15 protein-coding genes are annotated in these 13,051 nt (G+C 55.8%); 9 read left to right on the top strand and 6 right to left on the bottom strand.

Features of this window, described 5'->3' with window-relative positions:
• The coding region (gene valS / locus ACW14G_RS07615) for a valine--tRNA ligase (protein WP_455648552.1) at positions 1-2,070 on the top strand (2,070 nt) is incomplete at its 5' end.
• 219 nt (positions 2,071-2,289) lie between these two features.
• Positions 2,290-2,793, top strand: a complete 504-nt coding sequence (locus tag ACW14G_RS07610) for a GNAT family N-acetyltransferase (RefSeq protein ID WP_163445787.1) — start codon at positions 2,290-2,292, stop codon at positions 2,791-2,793.
• Positions 2,794-2,818: 25 nt separating this feature from the next.
• On the opposite strand, the gene ACW14G_RS07605 is transcribed toward ACW14G_RS07610, so the two are convergent.
• The 3 genes from ACW14G_RS07605 to rraB all read right to left on the bottom strand — a co-directional run bounded on the left by ACW14G_RS07605 (position 2,819) and on the right by rraB (position 5,024).
• Positions 2,819-3,649, bottom strand: a complete 831-nt coding sequence (locus tag ACW14G_RS07605) for a topoisomerase II (RefSeq protein WP_163445788.1) — start codon at positions 3,647-3,649, stop codon at positions 2,819-2,821.
• 145 nt (positions 3,650-3,794) lie between these two features.
• Positions 3,795-4,553, bottom strand: a complete 759-nt coding sequence (gene miaE, locus ACW14G_RS07600; protein WP_249022400.1) for a tRNA isopentenyl-2-thiomethyl-A-37 hydroxylase MiaE — start codon at positions 4,551-4,553, stop codon at positions 3,795-3,797.
• Positions 4,554-4,604: 51 nt separating this feature from the next.
• Positions 4,605-5,024 (bottom strand): ribonuclease E inhibitor RraB, encoded by a 420-nt coding sequence (gene rraB, locus ACW14G_RS07595; RefSeq protein WP_163445790.1) that lies wholly within the window; start codon positions 5,022-5,024, stop codon positions 4,605-4,607.
• Positions 5,025-5,119: 95 nt separating this feature from the next.
• On the opposite strand from rraB, the gene argL reads away from it, so the two are divergent.
• Positions 5,120-5,215 carry a putative translational regulatory protein ArgL gene (gene argL, locus ACW14G_RS07590; protein ID WP_411908129.1) on the top strand — a complete coding sequence of 32 codons (96 nt, stop codon included), beginning with the start codon at positions 5,120-5,122 and terminating at the stop codon, positions 5,213-5,215.
• The gene (gene argF / locus ACW14G_RS07585) at positions 5,185-6,189 is read left to right on the top strand and encodes an ornithine carbamoyltransferase (protein ID WP_065358336.1); all 1,005 of its coding nucleotides are present in this window, start codon (positions 5,185-5,187) and stop codon (positions 6,187-6,189) included. Before argL ends, argF begins: the two co-directional genes overlap by 31 nt.
• A 39-nt stretch (positions 6,190-6,228) precedes the next feature.
• On the opposite strand, the gene ACW14G_RS07580 is transcribed toward argF, so the two are convergent.
• On the bottom strand, positions 6,229-6,681 hold the full coding sequence (locus ACW14G_RS07580) for a YhcH/YjgK/YiaL family protein (RefSeq protein WP_163445792.1): 453 nt from the start codon (positions 6,679-6,681) through the stop codon (positions 6,229-6,231).
• A 264-nt stretch (positions 6,682-6,945) separates the two neighbouring features.
• On the opposite strand from ACW14G_RS07580, the gene ACW14G_RS07575 reads away from it, so the two are divergent.
• The 4 genes from ACW14G_RS07575 (at position 6,946) to ridA (ending at position 8,955) form a co-directional block, all read left to right on the top strand.
• Positions 6,946-7,050, top strand: coding sequence for a pyrBI operon leader peptide (locus tag ACW14G_RS07575; RefSeq protein WP_191091012.1), 105 nt, complete (start codon positions 6,946-6,948; stop codon positions 7,048-7,050).
• 35 nt (positions 7,051-7,085) lie between these two features.
• Positions 7,086-8,021: an aspartate carbamoyltransferase gene (pyrB, locus tag ACW14G_RS07570; RefSeq protein ID WP_163445794.1), complete on the top strand. Its 936-nt coding sequence runs from the start codon at positions 7,086-7,088 to the stop codon at positions 8,019-8,021.
• A 12-nt stretch (positions 8,022-8,033) separates the two neighbouring features.
• Positions 8,034-8,495 carry an aspartate carbamoyltransferase regulatory subunit gene (gene pyrI / locus ACW14G_RS07565; RefSeq protein WP_163445795.1) on the top strand — a complete coding sequence of 154 codons (462 nt, stop codon included), beginning with the start codon at positions 8,034-8,036 and terminating at the stop codon, positions 8,493-8,495.
• 73 nt (positions 8,496-8,568) lie between these two features.
• Complete coding sequence (gene ridA, locus ACW14G_RS07560) at positions 8,569-8,955, top strand: 2-iminobutanoate/2-iminopropanoate deaminase (RefSeq protein ID WP_000047541.1); 387 nt, start codon at positions 8,569-8,571, stop codon at positions 8,953-8,955.
• Between the two features lie 60 nt (positions 8,956-9,015).
• Here ridA and mgtA read toward each other — a convergent pair whose 3' ends face one another.
• Both mgtA and mgtL read right to left on the bottom strand, forming a co-directional pair.
• Complete coding sequence (mgtA, locus tag ACW14G_RS07555) at positions 9,016-11,724, bottom strand: magnesium-translocating P-type ATPase (protein WP_419057310.1); 2,709 nt, start codon at positions 11,722-11,724, stop codon at positions 9,016-9,018.
• A 152-nt stretch (positions 11,725-11,876) separates the two neighbouring features.
• A complete protein-coding gene (gene mgtL / locus ACW14G_RS07550; protein WP_122983162.1) occupies positions 11,877-11,927 on the bottom strand; it encodes a mgtA regulatory leader peptide MgtL in 51 nt (16 codons plus the stop codon).
• A gap of 155 nt (positions 11,928-12,082) precedes the next feature.
• On the opposite strand from mgtL, the gene treR reads away from it, so the two are divergent.
• Positions 12,083-13,030 carry a trehalose operon repressor TreR gene (gene treR, locus ACW14G_RS07545; RefSeq protein ID WP_167577017.1) on the top strand — a complete coding sequence of 316 codons (948 nt, stop codon included), beginning with the start codon at positions 12,083-12,085 and terminating at the stop codon, positions 13,028-13,030.
• Positions 13,031-13,051: the final 21 nt, after the last annotated feature.

Genomic DNA, 13,051 nt, shown 5'->3' with positions numbered 1-13,051 from the left:
GGCGATGAACACGCCGACATGGAAAAAGGCACCGGCTGCGTGAAGATCACCCCGGCGCACGACTTTAACGACTACGAAGTTGGCCGTCGTCACGCGCTGCCGATGATCAACATTCTGACCTTTGACGGCGACATCCGCGAAACCGCGGAAGTGTACGACACCAAAGGCGAAGAGTCTGACGTTTACTCCAACGCGATCCCGGCAGAGTTCCAGAAGCTGGAACGTTTTGCAGCCCGTAAAGCTATCGTCGCTGCCGTTGACGCACTGGGCCTGCTGGAAGAAATTAAACCGCACGACCTGACCGTACCTTACGGCGACCGTGGCGGCGTGGTTATCGAACCAATGCTGACCGACCAGTGGTACGTCCGTGCCGACGTGCTGGCGAAACCGGCGGTTGAAGCGGTTGAGAACGGCGACATTCAGTTCGTACCGAAGCAGTACGAAAACATGTACTTCTCCTGGATGCGCGATATTCAGGACTGGTGTATCTCCCGTCAGCTGTGGTGGGGTCACCGTATCCCGGCATGGTATGACAACGACGGCAACGTCTATGTTGGCCGTACCGAAGACGAAGTGCGTCAGGAAAACAACCTCGGCGCCGACGTTGCGCTGCGTCAGGACGAAGACGTTCTCGATACCTGGTTCTCTTCCGCGCTGTGGACCTTCTCTACCCTCGGCTGGCCGGAAAACACCGACGCGCTGCGTCAGTTCCACCCAACCAGCGTGATGGTTTCCGGCTTCGACATTATCTTCTTCTGGATTGCCCGCATGATCATGATGACCATGCACTTCATCAAAGATGAAAACGGCAAGCCGCAGGTTCCGTTCCATACCGTCTACATGACCGGTCTGATTCGCGACGACGAAGGCCAGAAGATGTCCAAATCCAAGGGTAACGTTATTGACCCGCTGGATATGGTCGACGGCATCTCCCTGCCGGAGCTGCTGGAAAAACGTACCGGCAACATGATGCAGCCGCAGCTGGCTGAGAAGATTGCCAAGCGTACCGAGAAGCAGTTCCCGAACGGTATCGAGCCGCACGGCACCGACGCCCTTCGCTTTACCCTGGCGGCGCTGGCTTCGACCGGTCGCGATATCAACTGGGATATGAAGCGTCTGGAAGGTTACCGTAACTTCTGTAACAAGCTGTGGAACGCCAGCCGCTTCGTGCTGATGAACACCGAAGATCAGGATTGCGGCTTCAACGGCGGCGAAATGACGTTGTCGCTGGCGGACCGCTGGATCCTCGCTGAATTCAACCAGACCGTGAAAGCGTACCGCGAAGCGCTGGATAACTTCCGCTTCGACATCGCCGCGGGCATCCTGTACGAGTTCACCTGGAACCAGTTCTGCGACTGGTATCTGGAGCTGACCAAGCCGGTAATGACCGGGGGTTCCGAGTCTGAACTGCGCGGTACCCGCAATACGCTGGTTACCGTGCTGGAAGGTCTGCTGCGCCTGGCGCACCCGATCATCCCGTTCATCACCGAAACCATCTGGCAGCGCGTGAAGGTCATTTGCGGCATTACCGCCGACACCATCATGCTGCAGCCGTTCCCGGAATATAACGCCGCGCAGGTTGATGAAGCCGCGCTGGCCGATACCGAATGGCTGAAGCAGGCGATCGTTGCCGTACGTAACATTCGTGCGGAAATGAACATCGCCCCAGGCAAACCGCTGGAGCTGCTGCTGCGTGGTTGCAGCGCTGACGCAATGCGTCGCGTGAACGACAACCGTAGCTTCCTGCTGAACCTGGCGCGTCTGGAAAGCATCACCGTGCTGCCAGCCGATGACAAAGGTCCGGTTTCCGTGACCAAAATCATCGACGGCGCCGAACTGCTGATCCCGATGGCTGGCCTCATCAACAAAGAAGATGAGCTGGCGCGTCTGGCGAAAGAAGTGGCGAAAATCGAAGGTGAGATTGCCCGTATCGAAGGCAAACTTTCCAACGAAGGTTTCGTCGCCCGCGCGCCGGAAGCGGTCATTGCGAAAGAGCGTGAGAAGCTGGACGGTTATGCAGAAGCGAAAGCGAAGCTGATTGAGCAGCAGGCGGTCATCGCCGCGCTGTAATCATCGTGCCTGTACGTTTGCCGGATGGCGCTTCGCTTATCCGGCCTACAGCACCGTCAACGTAGGTCGGAAAAGCGTAGCGCATCCGACACTACTGACGATTAAAAAGCCTCTGGCGTCCTCGCTCAGAGGCTTTTTATTGAATTATCCTCGCTTGCGCTCCCCCTCACCGCAGTGGTATTAACTGCATATGTTCCACATTTCTGTCATGAGTTCGCTATGAGTGTCATTACACCTGTCTCGGCGACGCTACGCCGCATCACCGCCGACGACAACGCGGCTATCGCCCATGTGATTCGCCAGGTCTCCGCCGAATATGGCCTGACTGCTGATAAAGGCTACACCGTGGCCGACCCAAATCTCGACGAGTTGTTTCAGGTCTACAGCCAGCCTGGCGCGGCGTATTGGGTGGTAGAGCAGAATGGTCAGGTGGTGGGCGGCGGCGGTGTTGCGCCGTTAGGTTGTAGCGAACCGGATATCTGCGAACTGCAAAAAATGTATTTCCTGCCGAGCGTGCGCGGTCAGGGGCTGGCGAAGCGGCTAGCGCTGATGGCGCTGGATCACGCCCGTGAGCAGGGGTTTAAACAGTGCTATCTGGAAACGACCGCGTTTCTGACGGAAGCCATTCGTCTTTACGAGCGTTTGGGGTTCGCGCATATTGCGGAACCCCTCGGTTGCACCGGTCACGTCGACTGTGAAGTCCGGATGTTAAAACCCCTCTGAGGTTATCCTGAGGGGAACTACAACGTTATTGCATTTCGGCAGACAACATCAGGCGTATCACGCCGGCCGCACGCGCGGTCGGCAGTTTAAGTACCTGAGCCCATAAATCCTGCACCATGTCACAGGTCAGCTTCTCTTTTCCCACGCCTTTATTTGGGTCAGCCATGATTTGAATATCCTGGCCATAACGCTGCACCAGCGTCGGGCTGAGGGTTTGCAGGTCCTGAAGCGCCAGCTGTTTTTCTTCTGCCGTCACGGTATGTTTTTTCGGACCATGAGAGGCATACAGCATGCCCATGTCGCTCGCCATACGACGATCCATGATCTCGCGAGGAATAATGCGCACCGGATTAATCCCACCTTTTACCGCCGGGAACAGAAAACGGAAGCACTCGTCGTCCCCCACTTTCTGCACCGCGGCAATCTGCTCGAGATTAATCTTCATATAGCCAATCACCTCGGCATCAGGTGCCTGCTGCAAACGCGCCATCTGCATCTGCAGGATCTGCGGCTGAATGGCGTCAATAATCTGCTGCTCGCTTTTTCCGGCCTCTTTCATCTGTGCCGACTGGTTGCGGATATGCTCCCACAGCGCAGGTTCCTGCTCTTTAATGACCTGATAAACAGGCATGGTCAGCATCGCATCTTCGAATTTCTGCGCTTCCGTTTTCCCATAGTCCGGGCTTTCGCGCGGAATCAGGTAATGCACGTCAAACAGATTCCAGCCGACGATCGCAACCACGAAAATCACCCCGCCCGCGATCTTGCCAATCCAGCCTTTTTTGCGAAATACCCCCACGATGATGGCGATAACCGCGCCGATATACCCTGCCAGTAATACGTGTGCCCAGTTCATTGAATTTCCTTACCCAAATCAATCGTTATTCCGGGGATTATGCTTCCCCGTGATGAGTTTCGATTATTGCGGTAAAGATGAACGATTTCCAGCCACCAAATTTTTCTGCTGAAGGCTAGAAAGGTGTAAGGCGCAGGCGGATAACTTATACCGGCACGCCGCTATGAAAGCGGAACTCATTATCGGGAGAAGTGATAAGCGCAGCTTCCACTTCCCCAAAAAAACGCACCCGATCGCCAATGTCGTTCGCCGAAATCTGCTGTGCCAGCGCCAGATAATCCTGATAGTGCCGCGCCTCGGATCGCAGCAGCGACAGATAAAAGGCCTGCAAATCCGCCTCCAGATAAGGCGCCAACGCAGCAAAGCGCTCGCAGGAGCGGGCTTCGATATACGCTCCGCAAATCAGCTTATCAATCAGCGTCAGCGGCTCGTGGGTTCGCACCTCTTTGAGCATGCCTTTGGCATAGCGGCTGGCGGTGATTTTGACATAGGGAATATTGCGACGCTGCATCGCCTCACGCACCTGCCAGAAGTGGTGCAGCTCCTCTTTAATCAACAGCACCATGCTGTCTATCAACTGACGTCCCCACGGGTCGTCGGTCTGCGGCATCGCGCTTTTGTTTATCTGTTTATTTAGCGCGGCGAAATCCGGCTCTTCTCCCTCACGAAAGGCAAAGGCTTCATACGGCTTAAGCCAGTCGAGCAGCGCCTGCGAACCCGCTTTGTCGGCGACATATTTACGCACCAGCAGCATTGCCGTTTGCGCCGCTTTCAGCTCGCAAACTAAATGGTCAGTCAGCAACAGAGGTAGATTTTCCGGATCGCGGGCTTTATCGAGCCATGCCTGAGGCGTTTTACAGTGCAGAAAGTTGAGAACCGGGGAGAGTATTTGCGGGTAATCCATACCGAAATCCTTGCCTACGGCAGCGGGCGCTGCCGTAGGTGATAAGATGACTTAGTGACGTACGCCGTCGTCTTCTTCGTCGACGTAATCTTCGTCGTCATCGCCTTCTTCGCCGTTCGGGTCTTCGTAGTAGGTGCCCCAACCGTCGTATTCCACTTCAAATTTCTCGGCCAGGTTCATCAGTTGCTCAACCTGTGCGTCAATCAGCTCGGCATTCAGCGCGCATTCACTGAGGATGTCGCAGCAGATCACGGTGTCGCCTTCTTCCACTTCCAGCTCTTCCGGCTCAGTCACTTCATAGCCCAGCTTGAACGCTTCGACTGCCGCTTTTTCCAGGCTTTCGAAATCGTCAGCGGAAAGGTGGTGCTCAATGGTGTACAGCGCGTCAGGATCGCTGCCGTCTTCCAGCAGTTCTTCAATAATCAGACGTGTTTCTTCACGCTGCTCTTCCAGGTGTTCCGGGTTTGCCATGGCTCTTTCCTCATAATGTGGCTGATACTCTTATTGTCACATACCGTTGCCATTGCCTCCACCTTTCCGATAAAGATTTGTTATTGGGGTTGCAAATGAATATTCATACATATAAAGTGAATTTTAATTCAATAAGTGGCTTGAGCCAGGTGAGGGAAAAATGTCTACTCTGTATAAAAAGAACTTCTTAAAATTACTCGATTTTACCCCTGCAGAAATCACCACGCTGCTGCAACTCGCGGCAAAACTAAAAGCGGATAAAAAAAGCGGCACGGAGTCGCCGAACCTGACCGGTAAAAACATCGCGCTCATCTTCGAAAAAGACTCGACCCGCACCCGATGCTCTTTCGAAGTTGCCGCTTACGATCAGGGCGCTCGCGTCACTTATCTTGGTTCCAGCGGCAGCCAGATTGGCCATAAAGAGTCGATTAAAGACACCGCGCGCGTGCTGGGCCGCATGTATGACGGCATTCAGTATCGCGGCTACGGCCAGGAAGTGGTCGAAACGCTGGCCGAGTACTCCGGCGTGCCGGTGTGGAACGGCTTGACCGACGAATTCCATCCGACGCAGCTGCTGGCTGACCTGCTGACCATGCAGGAGCATCTGCCGGGCAAAGCATTCAACGAAATGACGTTGGTCTATGCCGGAGACGCGCGCAACAACATGGGTAACTCCATGCTGGAAGCCGCAGCGTTAACCGGACTGGATCTGCGCCTTGTCGCGCCAAAAGCGTGCTGGCCGGAAGAGAGCCTGGTGGCCGAGTGTAAAGCGCTGGCGCAGAAAAACGGCGGCAACGTGACGCTGACGGAAGATATCGCCGCAGGCGTAAAAGGGGCCGATTTTATCTATACCGACGTGTGGGTCTCGATGGGCGAAGCCAAAGAGAAGTGGGCGGAACGTATTGCGCTGCTGCGCGACTATCAGGTGAATAGCGCCATGATGAAGCTGACCGGCAACCCGCAGGTCAAATTCCTTCACTGCCTGCCTGCATTCCATGATGACCAGACGACGCTGGGTAAGAAAATGGCCGCTGAGTACGGTATGCACGGTGGGATGGAAGTGACCGACGAGGTCTTTGAATCACCAGCCAGCATCGTGTTTGATCAAGCTGAAAACCGCATGCACACTATCAAAGCCGTGATGGTGGCGACGCTGAGCCAATAAGCGGGCTACGCCCTGGCCTGACGGTCAGGGCGTGACTTCTCAGGCAACCAGCAGTTTCACCACCAGCTTACGCACTTTCGCCGGCGTGCCGACAGCGCACAGCGGTTTATGTACTTCACCCGGGTAAAACACCACGAAGTCACCTTCGCTCATCACCACCATTTTTTCCTGCACGCCTTCCGGCAGGAAAGCGATGTCTTTGTCGGCCAGCCAGTCAGTGTCCGGTTTGCCCGCAGGCTGGGTGCTGAACGCCATCCCTTCCTGACCACTCAGCACCACCTGGATATCCAGGTAACGCGCGTGATACTCGGCGCGACGCTCGGCAAATGGCTCGGTCATGTTTTCTGAAACCATATAAAACAGACGGTTGCCGTCAATGTCGTATTTCCCTTCCGGGGTTTCCGCGGTAACGTTAGCCTTAATGTAGGCAATCGCCTGACGCAGTTCTTCCGGCAGCCAGGACTGCACGTTGTGAATATTGCCAATAATCATGATGACTCCACAAATAAAACAATGTTTCAATTTTTAGTTGTTATACGTAAATTCGCGATACCATACCAGCACTTTTTACCCTGTTATTGCGGTCCTGCCGGTTTAGCGCACAGTTTGTGCCAGACGAGTGGCGCTAAGAATTTAAATGCATAAAAAGCGAATACTCATTCTATGAGAATCGTTTTCGTTGATTAAAATGTGAATTCAGCGCTTGATCCCTTACCAAAGCTGCGTATAATGCCAGCCGTTTTGCCGGGAGGAATTATGGTTCAGTGTGTACGACATCGCGTCTTACCGCGTCTGAAAAAAGACGCTGGCCTGCCGTTTTTCCTTTCCGTTGCATCCGTATTCGTAAAGCCCCTTATTTAAGGGGCTTTTTTTTGCGCCGTCGTCAGGAGATAAACATGGCTAATCCGCTGTATCAAAAACACATCATTTCCATAAACGATCTCAGCCGCGAAGACCTTGAGCTGGTTTTGGCGACCGCCGCTAAACTGAAAGCCAATCCGCAGCCGGAGCTGCTGAAGCACAAGGTCATTGCCAGCTGTTTCTTCGAAGCCTCGACGCGTACCCGCCTCTCGTTTGAAACCTCGATGCATCGCCTGGGCGCCAGCGTGGTGGGTTTTTCCGACAGCGCCAACACCTCGCTCGGCAAAAAAGGCGAAACCCTGGCTGACACCATCTCCGTCATCAGCACCTACGTCGACGCCATCGTGATGCGTCACCCGCAGGAAGGAGCGGCGCGTCTGGCGACCGAATTCTCCGGCGGTATTCCGGTACTCAACGCCGGTGACGGCGCAAACCAGCACCCGACGCAAACGCTGCTGGATCTGTTCACCATTCAGGAAACCCAGGGCCGTCTCGAAAATCTCAACATCGCGATGGTTGGTGACCTGAAGTATGGCCGTACCGTGCACTCGCTGACCCAGGCGCTGGCGAAATTTAACGGTAACCGCTTCTACTTCATCGCCCCGGACGCGCTGGCGATGCCGCAGTACATCCTCGATATGCTCGACGAGAAAGGTATCGCCTGGAGCCTGCATAGCGCGATTGAAGAGGTGATGGCCGAGGTCGACATTCTCTACATGACCCGCGTGCAGAAAGAGCGTCTCGACCCGTCCGAATACGCCAACGTGAAAGCGCAGTTTGTCCTGCGCGCCGCAGACCTGGTCGGCGCACGCGACAATATGAAAGTGCTGCACCCGTTGCCGCGCATTGACGAGATCACTACCGATGTCGATAAGACGCCGCACGCCTGGTACTTCCAGCAGGCCGGCAACGGCATCTTCGCCCGCCAGGCGTTACTGGCACTGGTACTGAATAGCGAACTGGCTCTGTAAGAGGGAATGACGATGACACACGACAACAAATTGCAGGTAGAAGCCATCAAACGTGGCACCGTGATCGACCACATCCCGGCACAGGTCGGTTTTAAACTGCTGACGCTGTTCAAGCTGACCGAAACTGACCAGCGCATCACCATCGGTCTGAACCTGCCGTCCGGTGAAATGGGCCGCAAAGATCTGATCAAAATTGAGAATACCTTCCTCACTGACGAGCAGGTTAACCAACTGTCGCTGTACGCCCCACAGGCTACCGTGAACCGTATCGACAACTATGAAGTGGTGGGCAAATCGCGTCCGAGCCTGCCGGATCGTATTGAGAGCGTGCTGGTGTGCCCAAACAGCAACTGCATCAGCCACGCTGAGCCGGTTTCCTCCAGCTTTGCAGTGAAAAAACGCGCCGATGACGTTGCACTCAAATGCAAATACTGTGAAAAAGAGTTTTCCCATTATGTGGTGCTGGCCAACTAATTGCGGTTGGTATTGGAATTAGGCGTCCCTATAATGGCTACGACCTAATTACTGCAGTTCATCTGGAGATATCATGAGCAAAACTATTGCGACGGAAAATGCACCAGCAGCTATCGGCCCATACGTTCAGGGCGTTGACCTGGGCAGCATGATCATCACTTCCGGTCAGATCCCGGTTGACCCGAAAACCGGCAGCGTGCCGGAAGACGTGTCCGCACAGGCGCGTCAGTCGCTGGAAAACGTCAAAGCGATCGTCGAGGCCGCGGGCCTGAAAGTGGGCGATATCGTAAAAACGACCGTTTTCGTAAAAGATCTCAACGATTTCGCGACCGTTAACGCCACTTACGAAGCGTTCTTCACCGAGCACAATGCCACCTTCCCGGCGCGTTCCTGCGTTGAAGTGGCGCGTCTGCCGAAAGACGTGAAGATTGAAATCGAAGCGATTGCCGTACGTCGCTAATTTCGATGCAGTATGAAGAAAGGCAGCCAATGGCTGCCTTTTTTGATGTTATACGCGGGATTACTGCCAGCCATAGCGGCGGCTAAAGAACCCTTTCACCATCTGCGTCAGCGTCATATAACCCACCAGAATCGCCACCAGCCACGGGAAGTAGCTCAGCGGTAATGCTTCTAATTGCAGATAGCTTGCCAGCGGTGAGAACGGCAGCGCGATACCGACCGCCATCACCAGCAGCGTCATCGCGAACAGCGGCCAAGCGGCGCGGCTTTGCACGAATGGAATGCGGCGGGTACGAATCATATGCACAATCAGCGTCTGCGACAGCAGCCCTTCAATAAACCAGCCGGACTGGAACAGCGTCTGCATTTCCGGCGTATTGGCCTTAAATACCCACCACATCAGGCAGAAGGTCAGAATATCGAAGATAGAGCTAATCGGCCCGAAGAACACCATAAAGCGCCCCAGATCCGCCGGATTCCAGCGCTGCGGTTTACGAATCTGCTCATCGTCAACGTTATCGAACGGCAGCGCCACCTGGGATACATCGTACAGCAGGTTCTGAATCAGTAAGTGTAACGGCAGCATCGGCAGGAACGGCAGGAAGGCGCTGGCCACCAGCACGCTGAAGACGTTACCGAAGTTCGAGCTGGCGGTCATCTTGATGTATTTGAGCATGTTCGAGAAGGTACGACGCCCTTCGATCACGCCCTCCTCCAGCACCATCAGGCTCTTTTCCAACAGAATAATATCAGCCGCTTCACGAGCAATATCCACCGCGCCATCCACGGAAATACCGATGTCCGCCGCGCGCAGCGCCGGGGCATCGTTGATGCCGTCACCCATAAAGCCCACCACGTGCCCTTCCCGTTTCAGCAAGGTCACAATGCGTTCTTTGTGCATCGGCGTCAGACGGGCAAACAGCGTGGTGCGCGCCGCAAGCTGCGCCAGTTCGTCATCGCTGAGGTGCTCAATATCGCTACCGATAATCACTTCGCCCGCGTCCAACCCAACTTCGTGGCACACTTTTGCCGCCACCAGCTCGCTGTCGCCGGTGAGAATTTTTACCGTAATGCCGCTGGCCTTCAGCGCTTTCAGCGCCGGCGCGGTGGTCTCTTTCGGCGGATCGAGGAAGGCGATATAGCCTTCGAGGATCAGGTCAGACTCATCAATGCGCTGGTAGTCGCCTTCACGGGACGGCAGGTATTTGCTCGCCACGGCGACCACACGCAGCCCCTGACGGTTCAGGGTGTCGGTCACGCGCTTAATTCGGCGCAGCATGGTCTCATCCAGCGGTACGATTTCGCCGTTGTGATACACCTGGGTGCAAACGTTGAGAATCTCCTGCAACGCACCTTTGCAAATCAGCTTGTGCACGTCCGGCTTTTCACTCACCACCACCGACATGCGGCGGCGTTCGAAATCAAACGGGATCTCATCGATTTTCTGCCAGTCGGTCGAGAGCTGGCGCGCTACCGCCTCATCGACGCCTTCGAGCACCGCGGTATCCAGCAGATTCTTCAGCCCGGTCTGGTAATGGCTGTTCAGCCACGCGGTTTGCAGCACGCGCTCGCTCACCTTGCCGGAGACATCGGTATGGTTCTCCAGCACGATTTTATCCTGCGTCAGGGTGCCCGTTTTATCCGTGCAGAGAATGTCCATCGCGCCAAAGTTCTGAATGGCGTCGAGGTGCTTGACGATAACCTTCTGTTTTGACAGCTTCACCGCGCCACGCGCCAGCGTCGAGGTGACGATCATCGGCAGCATTTCTGGCGTCAGGCCAACGGCTACGGAGAGGGCAAACAGCGCCGCTTCCCACCAGTCGCCTTTGGTGTAGCCGTTAATCACCAGCACAATCGGCGCCATCACCAGCATAAAGCGGATCAGCAACATGCTGACGCGGCTGATACCCTTCTGGAAGGCGTTCGGCTCGCTCTCCTGCTCGCTCACGCGCCCGGCCAGTTGCCCGAACCAGGTATTGGCGCCAGTGGCAATCACCATCGCCTGCGCGGTGCCGCTGACCACGTTGGTGCCCATAAAGCACAGGGTGTCGCACTCAAGCGGGTTGGTTTGCTGCGGCTCGCGGGTCTGCGCCACTTTCTCAACCGGCAAGGATTCTCCGGTCAGCGATGCCTGGGCCACAAACAGGTCACGCGCCTGAATCACGCGCAGATCCGCCGGGATCATATCCCCGGCGGCAAGCTTGATAATATCGCCCGGCACCAGTTGGTCGATAGGCAGTTCCACCCAGTTGCTCTCGCCCTTGTCATTGATGACGCGCAGCACCGTCGCGGTGTTGCTCACCATCGCTTTCAGGGTATCCGCCGCTTTGGTCGAACGGGCTTCCTGGACAAAGTTCAGCAGCGTAGAAATACCCACCATCAGCACAATCACTACCGCGGCGAACAGGTCTTCCGTGGCGTAGGAGACGGCGGCCAGCACGGTCAGCAGAATGTTGAACGGGTTACGGTAGCAGAGCCACAGATGCACCCACCACGGCTGCGGCTGCTGAGCCGGCAGCTGGTTTTCACCGTGAGTGGCGCGCGCCAACTCGACTTCAGCCGCGTTCAGCCCTTCCGGGTGCGTGTTAAAGGTGTGCCACAGTTCCTGTTCATTGAGCCGGGCCATTTTCAGGCAGTGCTCGCTGAGCGAGGATGGAATCGGCGTATGGGCGACGCTTTGCTGAGTCGGCATCGGATCGCGCTGTACCAGACGGCGCGGAAGGTGGCGGCCAAGCTGTGCGAACAGCTGCCGGGTTAAATTTTTCAGCATACAAAATCCCCCTGCAGTCGCCAGACGCGACCGCAGTCAGGCCTACGGGCACAGCTAATCTGTACCGCACAGGCACTTAATTTTTATCTTGCAGGGACATGATTAAGGAATGTCACTGCCTCACATCATCGGCAAGGCAGCGCAAAACTGACTTACCGGAACGTTACTCTCCAGCGCGAGAGAGGTGTGGGATCGGGATCCATAAAGCCTCCGGTAAGGTTGATAGTAGAAAACGCCGCGCATTATACGCAGAAAATCATAAGTTTTGTGGCTATTAGGGCGATATAATAACGGCAGGTAATTCAACGGCACGTCAACCATCGGGTCTGACGGTAAAATATTCACGTGGGGCAACTATATGCAAAATCGGCTGACCATCAAAGACATCGCTCGCCTGAGCGGTGTTGGCAAATCAACCGTCTCCCGCGTGCTGAATAACGAAAGTGGCGTCAGTGAACGTACCCGCGAGCGCGTGGAAGCGGTGATGTTCCAGCACGGCTTCTCCCCTTCTCGCTCCGCGCGCGCCATGCGCGGGCAAAGCGATAAAGTGGTCGCCATTATCGTCACTCGCCTGGATTCGCTGTCGGAAAATCTGGCGGTGCAAACCATGCTGCCCGCCTTCTACGAGCAGGGCTACGACCCCATTATGATGGAAAGCCAGTTCTCGCCCGAAAAGGTCGTAGAACATCTGGCGATGCTCAAGCGCCGCAATATCGATGGCGTGATCCTGTTTGGGTTTACCGGCGTCACCGAAGAGACGCTGGCCAACTGGCAGCCCTCTCTGGTGCTGATGGCCCGCGATGCCAGCGGTTTCTCCTCAGTTTGCTATGACGATCACGGCGCCATCACACTGCTGATGCAGCGCCTGTATGAACGCGGCCACCGCCATATCAGCTTCCTCGGGGTACCACCGAGCGATGTCACCACCGGACAGCGCCGTCATGATGCCTATCAGACCTTTTGCCAGCGCCATCAGCTCACGCCGATGGCCGCGCTACCGGGCCTGGCGATGAAACAGGGCTACGACTTCGCACGTGAGGTCATTGCCCCCGAGACCACTGCGCTCATTTGCGCCACCGATACCCTGGCGCTGGGCGTCAGCAAATATTTCCAGGAACAGCGCATCGAGAGCGTCCAGCTAGCGAGCGTCGGCAACACCCCGCTGACCAAGTTCCTGCATCCAGAAATTATCACCGTCGATCCCGGCTATGCCGAGGCCGGACGCCGCGCCGCAGAACAGCTGATCGCCCTGATCGGCGGTAAGCGCGAACCGCAGCAGATAGTGATCCCCGCCATCCTCGCCTAAGCGTAAAGTCTGCTTTAATGT

The organism is Kluyvera sp. (assembly GCF_965301105.1).
The sequence above is the reverse complement of the archived record's forward strand: the minus strand, read 5'-3'. Positions and strand labels throughout refer to the sequence as shown.